The organism is Methylomonas sp. AM2-LC (assembly GCF_039904985.1).
GTDB lineage: Bacteria > Pseudomonadota > Gammaproteobacteria > Methylococcales > Methylomonadaceae > Methylomonas.
The window spans coordinates 4,562,090-4,583,637 of sequence record NZ_CP157005.1; the positions used below are offsets into that span (position 1 = coordinate 4,562,090).

The 21,548-nt window shown below is 42.2% G+C and carries 22 protein-coding genes and 5 tRNA genes; 8 read left to right on the forward strand and 19 right to left on the reverse strand.

Going from position 1 to position 21,548, the window contains the following annotated elements:
- Window positions 1-35: 35 nt before the first annotated feature.
- From rpoB to ABH008_RS20460, 19 genes are all read right to left on the reverse strand, one after another.
- Window positions 36-4,112, reverse strand: a complete 4,077-nt coding sequence (gene rpoB / locus ABH008_RS20370) for a DNA-directed RNA polymerase subunit beta (RefSeq protein WP_347987444.1) — start codon at window positions 4,110-4,112, stop codon at window positions 36-38.
- 126 nt (window positions 4,113-4,238) lie between these two features.
- Window positions 4,239-4,610, reverse strand: a complete 372-nt coding sequence (rplL, locus tag ABH008_RS20375) for a 50S ribosomal protein L7/L12 (protein WP_347987445.1) — start codon at window positions 4,608-4,610, stop codon at window positions 4,239-4,241.
- 48 nt (window positions 4,611-4,658) lie between these two features.
- Window positions 4,659-5,153 carry a 50S ribosomal protein L10 gene (rplJ, locus tag ABH008_RS20380; RefSeq protein WP_347987446.1) on the reverse strand — a complete coding sequence of 165 codons (495 nt, stop codon included), beginning with the start codon at window positions 5,151-5,153 and terminating at the stop codon, window positions 4,659-4,661.
- Window positions 5,154-5,338: 185 nt separating this feature from the next.
- Window positions 5,339-6,034: a 50S ribosomal protein L1 gene (rplA, locus tag ABH008_RS20385; RefSeq protein WP_347987447.1), complete on the reverse strand. Its 696-nt coding sequence runs from the start codon at window positions 6,032-6,034 to the stop codon at window positions 5,339-5,341.
- A gap of 1 nt (window position 6,035) precedes the next feature.
- Window positions 6,036-6,467: a 50S ribosomal protein L11 gene (rplK, locus tag ABH008_RS20390; protein ID WP_347987448.1), complete on the reverse strand. Its 432-nt coding sequence runs from the start codon at window positions 6,465-6,467 to the stop codon at window positions 6,036-6,038.
- A gap of 99 nt (window positions 6,468-6,566) precedes the next feature.
- Window positions 6,567-7,100, reverse strand: coding sequence for a transcription termination/antitermination protein NusG (nusG, locus tag ABH008_RS20395; protein ID WP_347987449.1), 534 nt, complete (start codon window positions 7,098-7,100; stop codon window positions 6,567-6,569).
- Window positions 7,100-7,480, reverse strand: a complete 381-nt coding sequence (gene secE / locus ABH008_RS20400; protein ID WP_347987450.1) for a preprotein translocase subunit SecE — start codon at window positions 7,478-7,480, stop codon at window positions 7,100-7,102. The genes nusG and secE overlap by 1 nt, the downstream gene beginning before the upstream one ends.
- Window positions 7,481-7,518: 38 nt before the next feature.
- A tRNA-Trp gene (locus ABH008_RS20405) sits at window positions 7,519-7,594 on the reverse strand.
- 28 nt (window positions 7,595-7,622) lie between these two features.
- Complete coding sequence (gene tuf, locus ABH008_RS20410) at window positions 7,623-8,813, reverse strand: elongation factor Tu (protein ID WP_347987439.1); 1,191 nt, start codon at window positions 8,811-8,813, stop codon at window positions 7,623-7,625.
- A 38-nt stretch (window positions 8,814-8,851) separates the two neighbouring features.
- Window positions 8,852-8,927: transfer RNA gene (locus ABH008_RS20415), tRNA-Thr, on the reverse strand.
- A 25-nt stretch (window positions 8,928-8,952) separates the two neighbouring features.
- Window positions 8,953-9,026, reverse strand: a tRNA-Gly gene (locus ABH008_RS20420).
- Window positions 9,027-9,045: 19 nt separating this feature from the next.
- A tRNA-Tyr gene (locus tag ABH008_RS20425) sits at window positions 9,046-9,130 on the reverse strand.
- A 63-nt stretch (window positions 9,131-9,193) separates the two neighbouring features.
- Window positions 9,194-9,766 (reverse strand): aminoacyl-tRNA hydrolase, encoded by a 573-nt coding sequence (gene pth / locus ABH008_RS20430; RefSeq protein ID WP_347987451.1) that lies wholly within the window; start codon window positions 9,764-9,766, stop codon window positions 9,194-9,196.
- A 15-nt stretch (window positions 9,767-9,781) separates the two neighbouring features.
- The gene (locus ABH008_RS20435; RefSeq protein ID WP_347987452.1) at window positions 9,782-10,381 is read right to left on the reverse strand and encodes a 50S ribosomal protein L25/general stress protein Ctc; all 600 of its coding nucleotides are present in this window, start codon (window positions 10,379-10,381) and stop codon (window positions 9,782-9,784) included.
- Between the two features lie 50 nt (window positions 10,382-10,431).
- On the reverse strand, window positions 10,432-11,385 hold the full coding sequence (locus ABH008_RS20440; RefSeq protein WP_347987453.1) for a ribose-phosphate diphosphokinase: 954 nt from the start codon (window positions 11,383-11,385) through the stop codon (window positions 10,432-10,434).
- 30 nt (window positions 11,386-11,415) lie between these two features.
- A tRNA-Gln gene (locus ABH008_RS20445) sits at window positions 11,416-11,490 on the reverse strand.
- 14 nt (window positions 11,491-11,504) lie between these two features.
- Window positions 11,505-12,371 carry a 4-(cytidine 5'-diphospho)-2-C-methyl-D-erythritol kinase gene (ispE, locus tag ABH008_RS20450; RefSeq protein ID WP_347987454.1) on the reverse strand — a complete coding sequence of 289 codons (867 nt, stop codon included), beginning with the start codon at window positions 12,369-12,371 and terminating at the stop codon, window positions 11,505-11,507.
- Window positions 12,371-12,937 (reverse strand): lipoprotein insertase outer membrane protein LolB, encoded by a 567-nt coding sequence (gene lolB / locus ABH008_RS20455; RefSeq protein WP_347987455.1) that lies wholly within the window; start codon window positions 12,935-12,937, stop codon window positions 12,371-12,373. The genes ispE and lolB overlap by 1 nt, the downstream gene beginning before the upstream one ends.
- Window positions 12,934-14,661 (reverse strand): tetratricopeptide repeat protein, encoded by a 1,728-nt coding sequence (locus ABH008_RS20460; protein ID WP_347987456.1) that lies wholly within the window; start codon window positions 14,659-14,661, stop codon window positions 12,934-12,936. The genes lolB and ABH008_RS20460 overlap by 4 nt, the downstream gene beginning before the upstream one ends.
- Before the next feature lie 146 nt (window positions 14,662-14,807).
- Here ABH008_RS20460 and hemA point away from each other — a divergent pair, with 146 nt between their 5' ends.
- The 8 genes from hemA to ABH008_RS20500 all read left to right on the forward strand — a co-directional run bounded on the left by hemA (window position 14,808) and on the right by ABH008_RS20500 (window position 21,547).
- Window positions 14,808-16,058, forward strand: coding sequence for a glutamyl-tRNA reductase (gene hemA, locus ABH008_RS20465; RefSeq protein ID WP_347987457.1), 1,251 nt, complete (start codon window positions 14,808-14,810; stop codon window positions 16,056-16,058).
- Between the two features lie 7 nt (window positions 16,059-16,065).
- Window positions 16,066-17,151 carry a peptide chain release factor 1 gene (gene prfA / locus ABH008_RS20470; protein WP_347990003.1) on the forward strand — a complete coding sequence of 362 codons (1,086 nt, stop codon included), beginning with the start codon at window positions 16,066-16,068 and terminating at the stop codon, window positions 17,149-17,151.
- Window positions 17,144-17,992: a peptide chain release factor N(5)-glutamine methyltransferase gene (gene prmC, locus ABH008_RS20475; RefSeq protein WP_347987458.1), complete on the forward strand. Its 849-nt coding sequence runs from the start codon at window positions 17,144-17,146 to the stop codon at window positions 17,990-17,992. Before prfA ends, prmC begins: the two co-directional genes overlap by 8 nt.
- Window positions 17,989-18,411 (forward strand): M67 family metallopeptidase, encoded by a 423-nt coding sequence (locus tag ABH008_RS20480; protein ID WP_347987459.1) that lies wholly within the window; start codon window positions 17,989-17,991, stop codon window positions 18,409-18,411. The genes prmC and ABH008_RS20480 overlap by 4 nt, the downstream gene beginning before the upstream one ends.
- Before the next feature lie 67 nt (window positions 18,412-18,478).
- Window positions 18,479-19,213 (forward strand): ribonuclease PH, encoded by a 735-nt coding sequence (rph, locus tag ABH008_RS20485; RefSeq protein ID WP_347987460.1) that lies wholly within the window; start codon window positions 18,479-18,481, stop codon window positions 19,211-19,213.
- On the forward strand, window positions 19,210-19,806 hold the full coding sequence (rdgB, locus tag ABH008_RS20490; RefSeq protein ID WP_347987461.1) for an RdgB/HAM1 family non-canonical purine NTP pyrophosphatase: 597 nt from the start codon (window positions 19,210-19,212) through the stop codon (window positions 19,804-19,806). Before rph ends, rdgB begins: the two co-directional genes overlap by 4 nt.
- A 194-nt stretch (window positions 19,807-20,000) precedes the next feature.
- Window positions 20,001-21,065 carry an aminoglycoside phosphotransferase family protein gene (locus ABH008_RS20495; protein WP_347987462.1) on the forward strand — a complete coding sequence of 355 codons (1,065 nt, stop codon included), beginning with the start codon at window positions 20,001-20,003 and terminating at the stop codon, window positions 21,063-21,065.
- Window positions 21,066-21,394: 329 nt separating this feature from the next.
- Window positions 21,395-21,547 carry a hypothetical protein gene (locus ABH008_RS20500; protein WP_347987463.1) on the forward strand — a complete coding sequence of 51 codons (153 nt, stop codon included), beginning with the start codon at window positions 21,395-21,397 and terminating at the stop codon, window positions 21,545-21,547.
- Window position 21,548 lies beyond the last annotated feature (1 nt).

The following is a 21,548-nucleotide window of genomic DNA, read 5'->3' on the forward strand; positions in this document are numbered from 1 at the left end:
GGTATTTATCAAAAATCTTTTCGCAACTATCTTGATTACTCTTGTTGCATTTCGATATTGACCGCCAATGAACGTATTTCTTTAACTAATACATTGAAGGATTCGGGCATCCCAGCTTCCATTGAGTGATTACCATCAACAATATTTTTGTACATACGCGTTCTACCTGTGACGTCATCAGATTTCACAGTCAGCATTTCTTGCAACGTATACGCTGCACCATAAGCTTCTAATGCCCAGACCTCCATCTCACCGAAACGCTGACCACCAAATTGTGCTTTTCCGCCTAATGGTTGCTGGGTTACCAAACTATATGGACCCGTTGAACGGGCATGCATTTTGTCATCAACCAAATGGTTTAGTTTCAACATATACATATAGCCAACAGTTACTTCACGCTCAAACGGTTCACCTGTTAGGCCATCATAAAGTGTTGTTTGTCCATGCGTAGGCAGATCAGCCAATTGCAACATGGTACGAATATCTTCTTCGGAGGCACCATCAAAAACCGGCGTAGCCATAGGCACACCAGATACCAGATTAACTGACATTTCAAGAATTTCTTTATCTGTAAAGCTGTTAAGATCTTCTTTTCGACCACTACAGTTATAGATTTTCTCCAAGAATCCCCTGATTTCAGCAACTTTGGCTTGAGCTTCTAACATTTTACCAATCTTAATACCCAAACCTTTTGCAGCCCAGCCTAAGTGAGTCTCTAATACCTGTCCGACATTCATCCGCGAAGGTACACCTAAAGGATTCAATAATATATCGACAGGATTACCATCGGCTGTATATGGCATATCTTCAATCGGCACAATTTGTGAGATAACCCCTTTGTTACCATGTCGACCCGCCATTTTATCGCCAGGCTGAATGCGCTTTTTAACAGCCAGATACACTTTAACCATTTTCAGCACACCAGGTGCCAAATCATCACCCATGGTTATTTTTTTCTTTTTCTGTTCAAAACGCTCTTCAAATTCTTTACGCTGTTGATCAATCTGCTCACTTACTGTTTCTAAACGCAAGTTTACATCTTCATCCTGTGTTTTAATTTTCAGAAGCTCTGACGGTATCAAACTATCAAGATACTCTTCAGTAATTTCATCGCCTTTCTTCAGATTTTGCGGGCCTTTTTCAGCTTTTTTACCCAACAATAATGCTTTAACACGAGCAAAAATATCGTGTTCAACAATTTTCAATTGGTCATCCAAATCTTGACGATAGCGTTTAATTTCTGCTTCTTCGATTTCAAGTGCACGCTTGTCTTTTTTGACTCCATCGCGGGTAAATACCTGTACATCAATTACGGTTCCACGTACGTTACCTGGTACGCGTAAAGAGGTATCTTTTACATCAGCCGCTTTTTCACCAAAAATGGCACGCAGAAGTTTTTCTTCGGGCGTCAGTTGCGTCTCACCTTTTGGTGTTACTTTTCCAACCAGAATATCACCGCCTTTTACTTCTGCTCCAACATAGACAATACCTGACTCATCCAGTTTGGACAAAGCTTCTTCACTTACATTAGGTATATCAGCAGTTATTTCTTCAGGGCTATGTTTAGTTTCTCTGGCAACGCAAGTTTTTTCTTCAATGTGTATGGTAGTAAAACGATCTTCTTTTACCACTCGCTCAGACACAAGAATAGAATCTTCGAAGTTATATCCATTCCAAGGCATAAAAGCGATCAACATGTTTTGACCTAAAGCCAATTCGCCCAAATCTGTGGAAGGCCCATCCGCAAGGATATCGCCTCGCGTCACAATATCACCCAGCTTCACTAACGGCTTTTGATTGATACACGTATTTTGATTTGAACGTGTATATTTTATCAAATTATAAATATCAACACCTGGAACACCAGCTACAGTCTCGTCGTCATTAACCCGAACCACGATACGTGCGGCGTCAACTGCTTCAATACGACCGCCACGCGTCGCCACCACGGTTACACCAGAGTCTTTTGCAACTACGCGCTCCATACCTGTACCAACCAATGGTTTTTCAGTACGCAAAGTAGGCACAGCCTGTCTTTGCATGTTGGATCCCATCAGTGCGCGGTTAGCATCGTCGTGTTCCAGGAAAGGAATAATCGAAGCTGCCACGGAAACAATTTGTTTCGATGACACATCCATATATTGCACGGTATCGGAAGAAGCGAGTGTAAACTCATCTTTATGCCGACACGAAACCAGTCCTTCTACTAATTTTCCATTGTCGTCAACCGCCACACTGGACTGAGCAATGACATATTCCCCTTCTTCAATAGCAGAAATGTAATCAACTTGATCGGTCACCTTGCCATCAACAACTTTACGATAGGGCGTTTCAAGAAAACCATATTCATTCGTTCTTGCATAAACGGACAATGAATTGATTAATCCGATGTTTGGTCCTTCAGGTGTTTCAATCGGACAAACTCGACCATAATGCGTGGTATGTACGTCGCGCACCTCAAAACCAGCACGCTCTCTGGCCAAACCACCAGGTCCTAAAGCCGAAACCCTACGTTTGTGCGTTACTTGCGACAAAGGATTGTTTTGGTCCATAAACTGTGAAAGTTGACTAGAACCAAAGAATTCTTTTATTGCGGCAGAAACAGGTTTGGCGTTTATGATCTCTTGAGGCATATAACCTTCTGAATCAGCCAGGGTAAGACGCTCTCTTACCGCGCGCTCGACTCTAACCAAACCAATCCGGAACTGGTTTTCGATCATTTCACCAACAGAACGTACCCGTCTGTTACCAAGATGGTCAATATCATCTACAGTTCCATTACCGTTTCTAATTTTAATAAGTTCTTTTAATACATCAATAATATCAATTTTACTTAAAGTGCCTGTACCTTCGATTTCCTCACGGCCTAATCGACGGTTGAATTTCATTCGACCAACTGTTGATAAATCGTAACGCTCGTCAGTAAAAAATAAATTTTCAAACAGATTTTCTGCTGATTCCGCTGTCGGCGGTTCGCCAGGGCGCATCATTCGATAGATTTCAACTAGAGCTTCCATACGATTAGTTGTCGTATCCAGGCGCATAGAGTTAGAAATATATGGACCACGGTCTAAATCATTGACATAAAGAGTATTGATCTGATCTACGCCCGCATCAATCAATTTTTGTAACAGGTTATCGCTTATTTCATCATTAACATGCGCTAACAATTCACCCGTCGCTTTATCAATGACATTGTGACCAAGAATTTTTCCATACAAATAATCTCTAGGTACTTCAATCTCTTCAACGCCGGCTTTCTCTAACTGGCGTACATGTTTGGCAGTTATACGACGTCCTTCTTCGATTAACACCTTGCCATCATGTTTAATATCAAAAACTGCCATTTCACCACGTAACCGTTCTGGTACGACATGAAACATAAATTTATCGGCACTTAAGGAAAATTTATTGGCATCGAAGAAAATGCTAATCATTTCCTCGTTGTCGTAACCTAAGGCTCTTAACAAAATGGTAGCTGGAATTTTTCTGCGTCTGTCTATACGCACATATACTGCATCTTTATGGTCAAACTCAAAATCTAACCATGAACCACGATAAGGAATAACGCGTGCATTGAAAAGCAGCTTGCCCGATGAGTGGGTTTTACCTTTATCATGATCAAAAAACACGCCTGGTGATCTGTGTAACTGTGACACAATTACCCGCTCAGTTCCATTGATTACAAAAGTACCATTATCTGTCATCAATGGCAGCTCACCCATGTAAACTTCCTGTTCACGGATGTCTTTAACTACCTTGGTGCTTGCTGGCGCCTCTTTATCATAAATGACTAAACGCACTAATACCCGTAACGGTGCAGAATAGGTTGCCCCGCGTTGCTGGCATTCCCTTACATCGAAAGCCGGCTCCCCTAAGCGATATTTTACATACTCAAGAACAGCGTATCCCGAATGGCTTATTACTGGAAATACACTTGAAAATGCCGCATGTAAACCTTGGTTGCGTCTTTTGTTAGAGTCTATGCCAGACTGCAGAAAACTTGCATACGAATCAATTTGTGTTGCTAAAAGATAAGGTACTTCAAGTACTTCAGAGCCCTTGCCAAAATTATTACGGATACGCTTTTTTTCGGTAAAAGAATAGGTCATATTGCTTCTATACCTTCGTCGTCAGAGATTATTTACTACCGTTTGTTTTACAAACAGTAAAAGGCCGACGGCAAAACGCCGTCAGCCCAGTTTGGTAGGCTTATGCCAGTTTTTTTATCAAAATACTTATTTGATTTCGGCTGTAGCGCCTGCTGCTTCTAGTTCTTTTTTAGCTGTTTCAGCTTCAGTTTTGCTGACAGCTTCTTTTACTGTAGTTGGTGCGCCTTCGACAGCATCTTTCGCTTCTTTCAGGCCTAAACCAGTTAAACTACGTACAGCTTTAATAACTGCTACTTTATTCTCACCGAAACCGGTTAAAATCACATCAAATTCTGTTTGTTCTTCAACAACCGCTGCTGCCGCTGCTGGTGCAGCAACTGCTACAGCTGCCGCTGCAGAAACGCCAAATTTTTCTTCCATCGCTGAAATTAGATCAACGATTTCCAACACAGTCATGTTAGCGACTGCTTCTAAAATTTCTTCTTTTGAAATTGCCATTCTTTATTCCTCTAAATATATATGAGTTTTAACTGGTTGATCGAAGCGTTATGCCGCTTCTTTCTGATCTCTGATTTCTGCCAAAGTGCGAGCGAGTTTTTCAATTGGTGCTTTCATGACCGACATCAGCATGCTGATACCTTGATCACGAGTTGGCAATCTTGCCAAACGATCAATTTCAGACCCATCAAAAGCTTGACCACCAATAGCTACCACTTTAGCTATCAATTTATTATGCGTTTTTGCAAACTCACTGATCAGTCTCGCTGCACAACCAGGATCCTCAATTGAAAATGCCAGTATTAAAGGCCCAACCAGACCATCCTGCATACATTCAAACTCAGTCCCAGCAACCGCACGCTTAGCCAATGTATTTTTGACTACACGTAAATAAACACCCGTTTCTCTCGCAGTTTTACGCAATTCCGTTAATTCGGTAACTGTTAAACCACGATATTCAGCCGCTATGGCTGAATGGGCTTTAGCGGCGAATTCAGCAACTTCCTCTACGACAACTTTTTTGCTATCTAAATTGAGTGCCACATTTACCTCCGGTACTTTCCGATTACTCATCGGAATCTATAAAACGCATCAAATAATGATGCCCCTTACGGTCCCTATCACCAGCTTTGTGGCTCCAGCTTCCGTCTGCGTAGGATAATTAAGCATTAAGCCCCTACGGTCTTTGACGGTTGTCGTTATTACGACAACCCAAAGTTTTAATTTATTTAAATATCAATACTATTTTGATCAATCCATAATCCTGGACCCATGGTCGAGGACAATGAGATCTTTTTCAGATAAATACCTTTAGCAGCTGTAGGTTTAGCTTTTTTAAGATCGGAAATTAAAAACTCTAAATTTTGTTTTAATGCCGCTTCTTCAAAAGACACTTTACCGATTGAACAGTGAATGATGCCTGATTTATCTGTACGGTATCTAACTTGACCCGATTTAGCATTTTTTACCGCAGTAACAACATCAGGAGTGACGGTGCCCACTTTTGGATTTGGCATCAAACCTCTTGGCCCCAATATTTGACCTAATTGTCCAACGACACGCATAGCATCGGGAGATGCGATAACGACATCAAAGTTTAATTCACCACGTTTAACTTGCTCAGCCAAATCGTCCATACCGACAATATCTGCACCCGCTTCTCTGGCAGCATCTGCATTTGGACCTTGAGTAAATACAGCAACCCGTACAGTTTTACCTGTACCATTTGGTAATACAGAAGCACCACGAACATTCTGGTCAGATTTTCTAGGATCAACTCCCAAATTTACACTGACGTCAACTGATTCATCAAATTTGATATTTGCAAATTCTTTTAGCAAACTAACTGCATCCGCAACAGAGTATTGTTTGCTTCTGATAACCTTTTCTTTTATCGCCTTAGATTTTTTGCTTATGTTTGCCATTTTACACTCCCTCCACATTTAAACCCATGCTGCGAGCACTACCTGCAATAATTCTTATTGCGGATTCTATATCGCTGGCGTTTAAATCTTCCATTTTTGCTTTTGCAATTTCTTCTAATTGCGCACGCGTAACAGTACCCACTTTAACGGTATTTGGTTTTTTACTACCACTTTTAATACCGACTGCTTTTTTCAACAATACTGTCGCTGGAGGTGTTTTTGTTATGAAAGTGAAACTTTTGTCACTAAAAACAGTAATGACGACAGGCAGAGGCAAGCCTTTTTCAACCTCTTGCGTACGCGCATTAAATGCTTTACAAAATTCCATGATGTTAACACCACGTTGACCCAATGCTGGACCAATGGGTGGACTTGGATTTGCTTCACCCGCTTTTACTTGTAACTTGATATAGGAATCAATCTTTTTAGCCATATTTCTACTCCTAACGGGTGCAAACGCTTTTCAGCTCCCCTAACAAACAAAAATCCCTGTCATATTGATGACAGGGATCCGTAAACTGCCTATGAAAACTTATGCTTTCTCAACTTGACCAAATTCTAACTCAACAGGTGTTGAACGACCGAATATCAGAACTGAAACACGCAAACGGCTTTTCTCGTAATTCACTTCTTCTATATTGCCATTGAAGTCTTTGAATGGGCCATCAATAATTCTGACCACCTCGCCAACCTCAAACAACACTTTAGGTCTTGGTTTATTAACACCTTCTTCAACACGGCTTAGTATAGCCATGGCTTCTTTGTCTGAAATTGGCGAAGGTCTGTCTGAAGCTCCACCAATAAAGCCTAATACTCTAGGTACGTTTTTAACTAAATGCCAGGTATCATCATTCAACTCCATTTGCACAAGCACATATCCTGGAAAGAATTTTCTTTCACTTTTGCGCTGTTGACCCATCCGCATTTCAACTACTTCTTCAGTAGGAACCAGTATTTTGCCGAAATAATCTTGCAAACCATCACGTACTATCCGTTCTTCCAGAGCTTGCTTTACTTTATTTTCAAAATTTGAATACGCATGAACCACATACCAACGAAGTGCCATTATTTAACCCCTTGATTCATTAACAATTGAACACCCCAGAACAGGAACGTATCAAGTAACCAAAGCACAAAACCTACGATAATCACCATTAAAATAACTAAACCCGTTGTACGAAATGCTTCATCACGGGTTGGCCACACTACTCGGTGAAATTCCTGTTTTGACTCCAGAACGAAACCCCACACACTTCGTCCTCTAGCTGTCGTAAAACAAATTCCAATTGCGGCGGATATGATAGTCATCAATATCAACACTCTGTATAGAAAGAGCAGATCGGAAAAATAGTAGAACGCAACAATACCAGCAACGACTAATATTGGTGACAAAACCAGCTTTACAATGTCCACCACCGTCGTAACTTCTTCTGCCTGTGCGCTCATTTTATTATCTTATTATAAATTACTAACTATTTTCTGAGTGGCAGGCCAGGAGGGACTCGAACCCCCAACTTGCGGTTTTGGAGACCGCTGCTCTACCAATTGAACTACTGACCTATTCAGAAAACTTTCTTTTAAACTTTAATTACTCAACAATGGAAGCAACAACACCTGCACCCACGGTACGACCACCTTCACGGATAGCAAAACGTAAACCTTCTTCCATCGCGATCGGTGAAATTAATTTTACGGTTACCGCTATATTGTCACCAGGCATAACCATTTCCACACCTTCTGGTAAATCGACTGCGCCAGTTACATCAGTAGTACGGAAATAAAACTGTGGACGGTATCCATTAAAGAACGGGGTATGACGACCACCCTCTTCTTTTGATAATACGTAGATCTCAGCTTTGAAGTGTGCATGTGGTTTAATACTATTGACATGTGCCAAAACTTGACCACGTTCAACGTCATCTCTTTTGGTACCACGCAATAATACACCTACGTTGTCACCAGCCTGACCTTGATCAAGTAATTTGCGGAACATTTCAACACCGGTACAAGTTGTTTTAACAGTGGCTTTAATACCCACAATCTCAACCTCTTCACCAACCTTGACAATACCACGCTCTACACGGCCAGTTACAACTGTACCACGACCTGATATTGAAAATACGTCTTCGATAGGCATCAAGAATTTGCCATCAATTGCACGTTCTGGTTGCGGAATATAACTATCCAATGCTTCTACCAGACGTACTACAGACTGTACACCAATTTCACTTTGCTCGCCTTCTAAGGCTTTCAGCGCTGAACCAACGATAATTGGTGTGTCGTCGCCAGGAAATTCATATTGATTCAATAATTCACGAATTTCCATCTCAACTAATTCGATCAATTCGGCATCATCAACCATGTCCGCTTTGTTCAAGAACACCACAATGTAAGGAACACCTACCTGTCTTGACAACAGAATATGTTCACGTGTTTGTGGCATTGGGCCATCCGCTGCTGAACAGACCAAAATTGCGCCATCCATTTGCGCAGCACCCGTAATCATGTTTTTTACATAGTCAGCGTGTCCTGGGCAGTCAACATGCGCATAATGACGGTTTGCTGATTCGTACTCAACGTGCGATGTCGAAATGGTAATACCACGTGCACGTTCTTCGGGTGCGTTATCGATTTGATCGAACGCTTTTACTTCGCCGCCTTGCAGCTCAGCCATTACTTTTGTTAATGCCGCTGTTAAAGTAGTTTTGCCATGATCAACGTGACCTATGGTGCCAACGTTAACGTGCGGTTTTTTTCTTTCAAATTTTTCTTTAGCCATTACGAAAACATCCTACAACAGAATCAATCATCTTAAACTGGAGCTCATAACCGGATTTGAACCGGTGACCTCTTCCTTACCAAGGAAGTGCTCTACCTACTGAGCTATATGAGCGTCATTAAATCGGTATTATGAATAGTGGAGCGGGTGATGGGAATCGAACCCACGCAATCAGCTTGGAAGGCTGGAGTTCTACCATTGAACTACACCCGCAGATCCAATTCAAATTTGATGGTGGAGGGGGGAGGATTCGAACCTCCGAAGGTAGAACCGGCAGATTTACAGTCTGATCCCTTTGGCCGCTCGGGAACCCCTCCGTCATACAATCTAGAAATTATGCCTATATTTATTCTGCTCGTCAAGCTTTTTATTATTTTTGACTATATTTGAGCAGGAAGTAATGCATTTAGTTTAGCCATATCAGCATCCACAAGCCAATCGAAATCTTTAATCAGCACTTGACATACTTTATCCAACAACTCACTACCTGCTTGCGATGGCTTAGAAAGTACATAATCAGCCACATTTCCGCCCAGCGAGGGACGGCCAATACCTAGACGCAATCGATAAAAGTTTCTTGAGTCAAGATGCGCAATAATATCTCGCAATCCATTGTGTCCAGCGTGACCGCCATCTAATTTTAACTTTATTACTCCCTCAGCCAATTCCAGCTCATCATGAACCACCAGCATTTCTTCTGGCTTTAGCTTGTAATAACGCATTACTTTTCCAACAGATAAACCACTTTTATTCATAAACGTTAACGGCTTAATCAAAATTAAGTCCTTACCATTTATCGAACAACTAATAACGTCACTCTGAAACTGTGAACTTGATTTCCACACCAAACCATTTTGTAACGCTAGGTGATTTAAAAAAATAAACCCGGCATTATGCCGGGTTTTTTCATACTGTGAACCCGGATTACCCAGGCCAACGATAAGCTTAATCATTCAAAAGATAATCGCTTATCCAGCCGCCTCATCAGCGCCTTTTGCTTTAACGATTTGCGCAATAGGATGATCATGCTCAGTACCATGCTGCAGTGCGACTATTTCCACTCCTGCAGGCAGCACTAGATCTGACAAATGCACTGTCGCACCCACATCCACTGATGACAAATCTACTTCTATAAATTCCGGCAATGCAGAAGGCATACACAAAACTTCAACATCACTCATTGTGTGATTGACAATTCCGCCTTTTTTTACACCAACAGAAACAGCTTCGTTAATAAAATGCAGAGGCACATGAACTTTTAATTTGTGCGTCGCATCTACGCGCATAAAATCCAAATGCAATATGATTGGCTTAGCCGGATGACGCTGAATATGCTTTAATACAGCTTTCTCGGTTTTGTTGCCAATTTTAACATCCAGCACATGCGAATAAACTGCCTCATGAGCAAGATGCTTAACAATCTCATTATGATCCAGTACCAGCATCTCTGGAGCTGACTCACCACCATAGATCACTGCAGGCACTTTACCCAGACGACGCACTGCTTTAGCTGCAATACTGCCAACACCACTACGGGTCTCAGCAACAAATTCAAAAACGTTAGCCATTTCTTCTCCAAAAGCCTGTTATCACAAGCACTACTTAATTGTTACCATCTCTAATCAACATAAAGCGAACTTACTGACTCACCAACGGCTATACGCCGAATTGTCTCAGCCAACATTTCTGCTACGCTTAACTGTCTAATTTTTCCAATTGTCAGCAACTCTTCCGAAAGCGGAATCGTGTCAGTTACCACTAACTCATCAAGCACTGAATTTCGAACATTTTCCGCTGCCGAACCCGACAAAACCGGATGCGTACAGTATGCAACCACTTTGGTCGCACCATTTTTCTTTAAGGCCGCAGCTGCATGACACAAGGTACCGGCAGTATCAACCAAATCGTCTACCATAACACATGTTTTTCCTTCAACATCACCAATAATATGCATGATCTCAGAAACATTAGCTCGCGGTCTTCGCTTGTCGATAATAGCCAAATCAGCATCGCCTAGTCGTTTTGCTAAAGCTCGCGCCCTAACCACCCCACCAACATCTGGAGAAACAACTATCAAATTCTCATATTCCTGACGCCACACATCACCTAATAAAATGGGTGAAGCGTACACATTATCAACTGGTACACCAAAAAAACCTTGAATCTGATCTGCATGCAAATCAACAGTTAACACTCTATCTGCACCCGCATTACCTATCATATCAGCCACTAATCTGGCAGTGATTGGCACTCTCGCGGATCTTGAGCGTCTATCTTGTCTAGCATAGCCATAGTAAGGCATTACAGCCGTTATTCGTGCAGCCGATGCTCTACGCATGGCATCAATTAGCACCAATAACTCCATTAAATTCTCATTAGTCGGAGCGCACGTTGGTTGAACGATAAAAACATCCCTACCTCTGACATTTTCTTCTATCTCAACATAAATTTCGCCATCACTAAATCGCCCAACAGTTGCCATTCCCAGGCGCATGTTAAGCTTCTTGACAATACCTTCAGACAACGCAATATTTGCATTGCCCGAGAATACCATTATCGAGGCCTCACGCATTCAAGACTCCCAGAATTAGTGTTTGGAGAATGGCTGGGCTGCTAGGATTCGAACCTAGGTATGCGGAGATCAAAACCCCGTGCCTTACCGCTTGGCGACAGCCCATTTAACTGATTAACTTATCCGTGTTTAAATCGATTATGGAGTGGTGAGATATTTAAACCTTTTGTTAAATAAACTTGCCACTCATTTTTTAAAGATGCATATGCATTTCTGGCTTCTAATTCAGTTAAAAACTGCGCAAATACACATGCGCCCGTTCCTGTTAACTTAGCCTCTGCATATTTTGATAAAGCTAGCATTGCATCTTTTACTTGTGGATACTGCTTACAAACAGTGGCCGTACAATCATTACGACCATCACCCTCAATAAAGTCCGTCATTTTGATTGGTTTACTATCCCTTGTCAAGTCTTTGGCAGAAAATATTTCTTTTGTATTTACATGGCAATCGGGTTTAATAATTACTAACCAATTTTCTGGCACCTCGATAGCCTGTAATTTTTCGCCCACACCTTCACCCCATGCAGTATGTCCATAAACAAATACAGGCACATCAGCGCCCAATTTCAAGCCTATTTCCATTAGCTTTTGCAACGATAACTCCAAACCCCATAAACGATTCAAAACAACTAAGGTAGTGGCCGCATCAGAACTCCCCCCCCCTAATCCACCACCCATAGGCAAAACTTTATCTACTTCAATACGAACACCTTGCTGGCATCCTGTTATCTGTTTTAATAGGTTGGCTGCCCGCACCGTTAAATCATCTTGCTCCGGCACTCCAGGTATTGGCTTTTGCAAACCAATCCTATCATCGTTAACCGGATGAAAAGTTAACCAATCACATAAATCAGTCATCTGAAATACAGTTTGTAACAAATGATAACCATCTTCCCGCTGGCCAATAATTCTAAGCATCAAATTTATTTTAGCGGGTGCAGGCCATTTTTCACCCCACCCTAATTCCAATAACTCTTTATCCATTACGACAATTCCCACTGATCTATAACCAACCTGACTTTTGTTTTTTCTTTTTCAGATGATATTTTTCTTGGCAACGTTTCAGAATTTAAATTTTGTAATTCCTTATACCTAACCATCCAACCGTTCTGGATAAAACCATCACTTATTTCTGTATAGGCCTGTTCAGGATCAGTCACACCTAACACCCAGAAACGCAATGCTTGAGCTGGTATATCAACGCCAAGCAACGCTGTTAAGACCGAATCGACTCTACCTAGATAAGCTTGTTGTTGCTCACCGTCATCAACAGTTATCTTATCTCCGACAATTGTAATCGCGACTCTACCTTGTGCTAATGGTCCATATAATTCTATATTGTCTTCGTTTACACGATGTCGCCAATTAATTGAAGCAGAAATAGAATTCTTCTCATCAACCAACGCTAACCGACCTGAAAAATACCAGTTAGCTTGCTTTTGCAAATGCTGCATTAAACCCAACTGATATACCTCAATCGGTTTTTCAGATAAGGTCGCACAAGCATTGAGAGTTAATGCCAGTACCACAAAAAGTAATAAACATCTCATTTTTGCTCATCAGACAAAAATCGCTGCTTAAACTGCTGAAGATATTCATCCTCAGGTGATTTCTTATAGGCATTTTCAAAAATATCCTTGGCTTCTCTAGTGCTTCCCATTACCCATAAAACTTCAGCAACATGCGCAGCAATTTCATTCTCAGGATCTTTGGCATAGGCTTTTTTTAAATACTCTAAAGCCAATTCCAATCGACCTCGCTTAAACTGCAGCCAACCATAACTGTCCACAATAACAGCTTCATCAGGTTGCAATTTTAAAGCATGATCAAGATATTTTTCAGCTTCATCATAACGCGTTGTTTTATCGGTCAGCGTATAACCCATTGCATTTAAAGCACCTACATCATCAGGGTTTTTCAACAAAATTTGATGTAGATCCGCTTCCAAAACATCTAACTTATTTATACGTTCTGCTACTAATGCACGCGCATACAAAACATCACGATTATCAGGTACATCTTTAAGTGCCAACGTTAACTCATCAAACGCTTGCTGATATTTACCTTGTTGATTATATAACTCGGCTTTAATCATGAGAATGCGTAGCTTCTGCTCGGGATATTTGCTTTCCATGTGTCGAACACGCTGTTCAACTTCATCCAGACGCTTTTGATTTAACAACAGGGAAACGGCAGCTAAATCAGCATCAAAAGAAAAATTACCCTGTCCTACTTTATCAAACCAGCCTAACGCCCTATCAGGATGATGACGCTCCAATTCTACCTTACCCAAATAAAAACTAGCCTGATCTTCCCAGTCGGGCTTATTTACTAATTTCTCAAGATAATATTCAGACTTTTCATACTGATTACGCTGCATATAAATCATCGCCATTGAAAACAGACTTTCAGCATCATCAGGCTTTTCATCCAGCACTTTTTGACAAACACGAATTGCATCATCAAATGCGCCAGCGTTCATCAATACCTCAATCAACAACTTTCTAAGTTGCACATCATCAGGCGATTGCTTTACTGCTTTTTCCAAATAACTGCGAGCCTTAACCATGTCACCAGCACGACCTGATAGTTGGGCTTGAAAAATAATAGCCCTAGTCCAATCAGGTTGCATTTGCAGAACTTGCGAAATTTTATCCTGAGCTAAAACATTATTAGGTATTACCGATGCATAGACTGCTTGCACAAATAACAGCTCAGCCTGTTGAGGGTGCATCTTGTTAAGATCTTCAAGTACATTGTATGTAAACTGAATACGACCTTCTTTTTCAAACAGTTTCAACATTTCCAAAAGGCTAGACTCAAACCCGGCTGGATCGTGACTTAGCATCACATCCAAACTTTCCAATGTAGCAGCATGATCGGAGTTTTTAACCGCCAATAACACTGCAAACTTTCTAGCCCCCAAATTATTAGTGTCTTTTTTCAACCAGACCGCCAATGCTTCGCGCGTACGTTTCTCGTCTTTTAAGAACAAACCAATTTTTACGGCTCGCTCTGCAATGCGCGGATCGTCAACAAGCTTGGCAGCCTGTAAATAAGCATCCATAGCCAGATAATATTCGTTACGCTGCCCGGCAAGTTCGGCAGTCATCAATAAATACAACACCTCTTCATCAATTGATGCATTACGCGACACTCCAACATTAAGATGCTCTTGCTGTTCCAATTCATTCTCTGCTTCTGGCAATTTTTCAGGCGTTACCGCGCAACCCGCCAGACACATGAGTATTGCGATGTTTATCCATTTATTCATGCAATCAATCGACCCGTTTTCAAAAAATTAGTTAACATAGATTATCAGAAAAAGTACTTAATTTAGATTTCCGTTGTAATGTATTTGGATAAAAACTCTAGATTCCTTAAAATGACTGTCTTTTCTTGTGCTCATATACATAGCCAATGACTCTTCTTGCCTTAGGGATTAATTATAATACCGCACCAGTCGCCATTCGCGAACGTTTGGCTTTCCCTGCGGAAATTCTTGATAACACCTTAAAGAACCTATGGAATATTAAAGAAATCAATGAGGCTGCCATATTATCCACCTGCAACCGCACAGAATTTTATTATCACGCAGAAAGTGACGACCAAACCATACTCATCAACTGGATTGCCGACACCAAAAACTTAAACGCAGCTGACTTTACCCCTTATCTTTACGCTTATAAAGATAGCCAATCAATTCGCCACATGTTTCGAGTTGCCTGCGGACTGGACTCAATGATTTTGGGTGAACCGCAAATCTTGGGACAAATGAAAACTGCCTACCATGCCGCCAATCAGGCTGGTACGCTGGGCAAAACACTGAGCAAATTATTTCAACACACGTTTTCCGCTGCCAAAAAAGTTCGAACAGATACTGCAATCGGTTCAAGCCCGGTATCTGTGGCGTTTGCCGCAGTACAGCTGGCACAACAAATTTTCGACAAACTCAGTGAACAAACAGCTCTACTAATAGGCGCAGGCGAAACAATAGAGCTTACCGCCCGACATCTTCATCAGCACGGTATTGGTCGAATTATTATCGCCAATCGCACTTATGATAAAGCCCACGCTCTGGCTGCGCAATTTAATGGTTTTGCCATCGCATTGTCCGAGTTACCCAATCATTTAGCGGAAGCCGACATTGTCGTATCATCCACAGCCAGCCAACTGCCCATTTTGGGTAAAGGACGGGTCGAAAGTGCCATAAAAAAACGTAAGCATAAGCCTATGTTTATGGTTGACCTAGCCGTACCGCGCGACATAGAATCCGAAGTTGACCAATTACCGGATGTTTACTTATATACAGTTGATGATTTACAAAATACTGTTAATCAAAACATGGATTCCCGGCGTCGTGCCGCTGAACAAGCCGAAGAAATTATCGACACCCAAGTTGAACATTTTTTAATTTGGCTGCGCTCACAAGGTGCCCACGATACCATCCGCGATTTCCGTACTCAGGCAGAGTTTACCCGCGATGATACTCTAAAAAAAGCACTAGCCCAACTTAACAATGGAACAAGTCCAGAAGAAGTATTGCAACGACTGGCATACACCCTGACCAATAAACTAATCCACACCCCTTGTGTACAATTACGTGATGCTGGAGCTAACGAACGCCACGACTTGATTGCCGCCTCACGTGAAATTTTCAAATTAAGATAGACCAATGATGAAGCCCTCCATACAAACCAAACTCGAAAACCTTAGCGAACGCTTTGAAGAAATAACTGCACTTCTTTCGCAACCCGAAGTACAAAGTAATCAAAATCAATTCCGCAGCCTTAGCCAGGAATATGCGCAACTTGACCCAATTGTCGCCTGCTATCACGCCTACGAAGAAAACGAGAGCCATCTGATTGCCGCTAAAGAAATGGCAAAGGACAGCGATCCAGAACTACGCGAAATGGCAAAAGAAGAAATTCAGGATGCCGAATCGACACGCGAGGATCTAGAACAGCAATTACAAATACTGTTATTGCCAAAAGATCCAAACGATAATCGCAATGTATTTTTAGAAGTCCGTGCGGGTACAGGTGGCGATGAAGCCGCTATTTTTTCTGGCGACTTGGCCAGAATGTATCAACGCTATGCGGAAAAACTGGGCTGGACAACCGAGATTATCAACGAAAATCGTGGCGAACACGGTGGCTACAAAGAAGTTATCTTGCGCGTCAGCGGTCAAAATGTCTATTCACAACTCAAATTCGAGTCAGGCACTCATCGTGTACAACGCGTGCCTGAAACTGAATCTCAGGGCCGGGTACATACTTCGGCTTGCACAGTTGCAATCATGCCAGAGGTAGACAGTATTGATGAAATAGACATTAATCCTGCTGATTTACGTGTTGATACCTATCGAGCGTCCGGCGCGGGTGGCCAGCACGTTAACCGTACTGATTCAGCCATACGTATCACCCATATTCCTTCCGGCGTAGTAGTTGAATGTCAAGACGAACGATCACAACATAAAAATCGGGCCCGCGCCATGTCATTGTTGCAATCACGCCTGTTAGCTTCTGCTCAGGAAAAGCAACATGCCGAACAATCTGAAAACCGCAAATTACAAGTGGGTAGCGGCGATCGTTCGGAGCGGATTCGTACTTATAATTTTCCACAAGGTAGACTGACTGATCATCGCATCAATCTAACCCTTTACAAACTTGAAGACATCATGGAAGGCGGCTTAGAGCAAGTCATCCAACCCCTGATAAATGAGCATCAGGCCGAACTGCTAACCCAACTAGGCAATGCTTAAATCTATTCAACAATTACTTAAGCATGCCAGTGCACAGTTAACGCCAACATCAGAGACAGCCCTGCTGGATGCTGAGGTGTTGCTCTGCCACTGCCTTGGAAAAAATCGTTCATTTTTAAGGACATGGCCAGAGAAACAACTCGAGATTAGCCAGCAAAAACACTTTGCAAGCTTGGTAGCACAACGTCAGAACGGCATACCCATCGCCTATCTAACAGGGCATCGCGAATTTTGGTCGCGAACGTTCCAAGTTAACCCAGATGTGTTGATACCCAGACCGGATAGCGAATTACTCATCGAACTCAGCTTGGAGTTACTCCCCAGCAATCGACCCTGTAAAATTCTCGATCTTGGCACGGGTTCTGGCATTCTGGCTATCACCCTAGCAGCAGAAAGGCCCCAAGCCCAAGTACTGGCCATTGATATAAGCCAGCAAGCCATCACTACAGCCAAACACAATGCCGATCAACTTAACATAAGCAACACGCGCTTTATGGTATCCCACTGGCTAGATAAGGTGGTAGAACGAGATTTTGATTTAATTATTAGCAATCCACCCTATATTGCAGAAAACGACCCGCATTTACAACAAGGTGACCTACGTTTCGAACCGACACACGCTTTAGTCAGCACAGAAAATGGCCTTAAAGACATTCGTCTGCTCAGCGCTCAAGCCACCCGACATCTAAAACCGAAGGGTTATTTACTGGTTGAACATGGTTATAATCAGACCCATGAAGTTCAAGCCCTGTTCGCCGCCGCACAACTGGATAACATAAACACGTTTAACGACCTGTCTGGTCAACCTCGCGTCACTTCTGGAATATGGAATCAGTCATGAATAAGTTTGAAATTAGCTTACCGCGAAAACTCACCAATCAATTACTGCATCAGGCTCTTCTAACACCCGATCAGGAAATTTGCGGCTTAATTGGTGCAGATGCCAGTGGTCAGCCAAGCAGTTGTTATCCAATTAGCAATCATGCAGACAATCCGCATAATCAATTTTTACTTGATGCTCAACAACAAATTGCCGCCATGCAAACTATGCGTGCCAAACAGGAACAATTGTTTGCCATCTATCATTCCCACCCCACCACAGCAGCTATTCCTTCGCATGCGGATCTTAAACAAACAGCCTATCCAGAAGCATTACAGATAATTATTTCATTAAGCACTAAAGGCATTTTAGAACTGCGCGCCTTTAGGTGTAGCGATAATACAGCACATGAACTGAATATTAATTTAATTGAAGTATAGGCATTTTCCGTTTCCGCAGCCAAAAACAGTATAATGCCAAAGTTTTTACCCTGGTGAGATCCATCTAATGAGACCGAGCGGACGCAATCCCCAACAATTAAGAGAAATACGCTTCACTTGCCACTATACAAAACATGCCGAAGGTTCAGTTTTGGTGGAGTTTGGAGATACCAGAGTATTATGTACCGCCAGCGTAGACAAAAGCGTACCGCGTTTTCTAAAAGGTAAAGGCGAAGGCTGGGTCACCGCCGAATATGGTATGCTGCCCCGTTCCACCCATAGCCGCATGGATCGGGAAGCCGGACGTGGCAAACAAGGCGGACGTACACTGGAAATCCAACGCCTGATAGGTCGCTCTCTACGTGCCGCTATTGATTTAAAAGCACTGGGCGAAAACACTATTACCATAGACTGCGATGTCATACAGGCCGATGGTGGTACCCGCACAGCCTCCATAACTGGCGGTTTTGTAGCACTTTCTATAGCTATAGAGCACATGTTAAAGCATCATTTGATTAAAAAAAATCCGCTACATGGTCAGGTTGCATCTGTTTCAGTTGGCATATACAACGGCATACCGGTACTTGATCTGGATTATGCAGAAGACCACCAAGCTGAAACAGATATGAATGTAGTGATGAATGAAGCAGGACACTTTATTGAAGTACAAGGCACTGCAGAGGGCCATGCTTTCCGTAAAGACGAACTGAATAATATGCTTGAACTGGCTGAACAAGGTATCCAGACTTTATTGGTCAAACAACAAGAAGCCTTAAAAAGCGCGAAAATACCCGCATCATGAGTAACATTGTTTTAGCCAGTGGCAACCCAGGCAAGATCAGAGAAATACAGGCCATACTGCAAAATGACCAAATTCTCCCCCAATCGCAATTTAAGGTAATAGAACCGGAAGAAACCGGCACTACCTTTATTGAGAATGCCATTATTAAAGCCCGCAATGCCGCTCGTTATTGCCATATGCCAGCCATTGCCGATGATTCGGGACTGGTGGTTGACGCATTACAAGGCGCGCCTGGGGTTATTTCCGCCCGTTATGCGGGTAAAGAGGCCTCTGACCAAGCCAATATCGACAAACTTTTAGCTGACATGCAAAATGTTGACGATAGTCAGCGCCAAGCCCGCTTTATTTGCATCATGGTTTATCTTCGCCATTATCAAGACCCAACCCCTTTAATTGCTCAAGGCGTTTGGGAAGGCAGCATATTACACCACGCCATCGGCAATAACGGCTTTGGTTACGATCCAATATTTTGGCTGGACGTACAGCAATGTTCTTCTGCGCAATTGGCACCCGAGTTAAAGAATGCCATCAGTCATCGTAGTCAAGCCCTACGTTTGTTAACTGAACAAATTACAGCCATGAAAATCAACTAGTTTAAAAAAACAGTAATGATTTAGCGTTGCTCACATCGATTGGATGTGCCAACCAACGTGCTGCGCATCAGTCGCGATTGGTGCGCAGCACTACTATTCGGAACATCCTGTAGCCAAATATTTTCAAAACTAAAATATCACGCTGAATAATTAACTACACTTGACCATTTCTCGCTGCTAAGTAATCTTCTCTTGTGAACCCCAATATTAATTCTATTGCCCTGCAATTTAGTGCTAGCGAATCGATCAAAAGTATCAACCCGTTGGGAAATGGCCTGATCAACGACACCTATCAGGTAAACACCAGCAGTAACGCCTTTGTATTACAGCGTATTAATGAGCATGTTTTTCCTAATCCCGAACAAATCATGGCTAATTTACAAAAACTTAGCCAACATATACGTTTACAGTCCAGTAATGCTGTCCGTTTAAAAATACCCGCCATCATCCTGACCAATCAGCAAAAAAGTTTTTTTAAAGATACCCAACAACAATACTGGCGTGCCTTGGAATTCATTCATCCCGCCGAAAGCCGTGAACAATTACACTGTCAGGCAGAAGCTGAACAAGTCGGTTTCGCACTGGCTCACTTTCACCAGCTCTGTAGTGAATTGGCGACTGAAAACCTTTACGATACCTTACCCGGCTTTCACATCACCCCCCACTATTACCAGCAATATGTGCAATTACCACAAGCGAATACTCAAAAAGCTTACTCTGCAGAAATTAACTATTGCCAACAATTCATCCACCACTTTAGAGATAAAATTGACGTACTGGAAAACGCTAAAATAGCAGGCGAATTAAAACAGCGCATTATCCACGGCGACCCAAAACTCAACAATTTTTTGTTCGAACCGGATAGCCACCAAATTATCAGTCTTATCGATCTGGATACTGTAAAACCTGGCCTGATTCATTACGATATTGGCGATTGCCTGCGTTCCTGCTGCTACATCAGCGAAACCAATCATTTTGATTTGGATTGCTGCGAAAGCATACTCCGCAGCTATTTACAGGAAGCCAAACTTTTTTTCTCCGATGCAGATTATGCCTATCTGTTCAGCGCCATTCAGTTAATTCCTTTCGAATTGGGCTTACGTTTTTTTAGTGATTATTTGGTTGGAAACCCCTACTTTAAAGTCTCTTACCCTGAACAAAACTTAAGCCGCGCCTTAGCTCAGTTTCAACTGACCGCACATATCAGCCACTCTCAACTTCAAATAGAAAACATGTTAGCGAATATAAGTAAACGCTAAAAAACCGAATAAAATTGGAAACCAGTCCATTTTCATCCGGTTAGGCTTAAGTACGAGATAAAAATCCGATACCCTTGGGACATTGTACTGCTGAGCTAAGCCTAAGGACGCCAAAGGAAGAACTGTATACAAGCCAAAACAGGGGGACACTCACCCTACAAACCTTCCAAACGATCAAACCCCAAAATATCCCTTTTAATTTTCACGGTATTAACGCTATTATTACCATAAAAAATGGATGGTAAAATCATCACTAGAATGACAAAGACAGTTAACTCCCATACCTTTTTCCAACAAAACTCCTAAAAACTAAAATAAGGAAGGAAGCTATGCATAATCTCTCTGATGAAGAACGTAAAAAAATCCTGGCTAGCTCTCCGGTAGGTACCTGGGCGCTAATGTTAATAGTCACCGGAGTCATGGTCATTGCCTGGCTAATGATGTATTACGGCGTGTTTTTACCACGCGGTCATATTGGTTAGG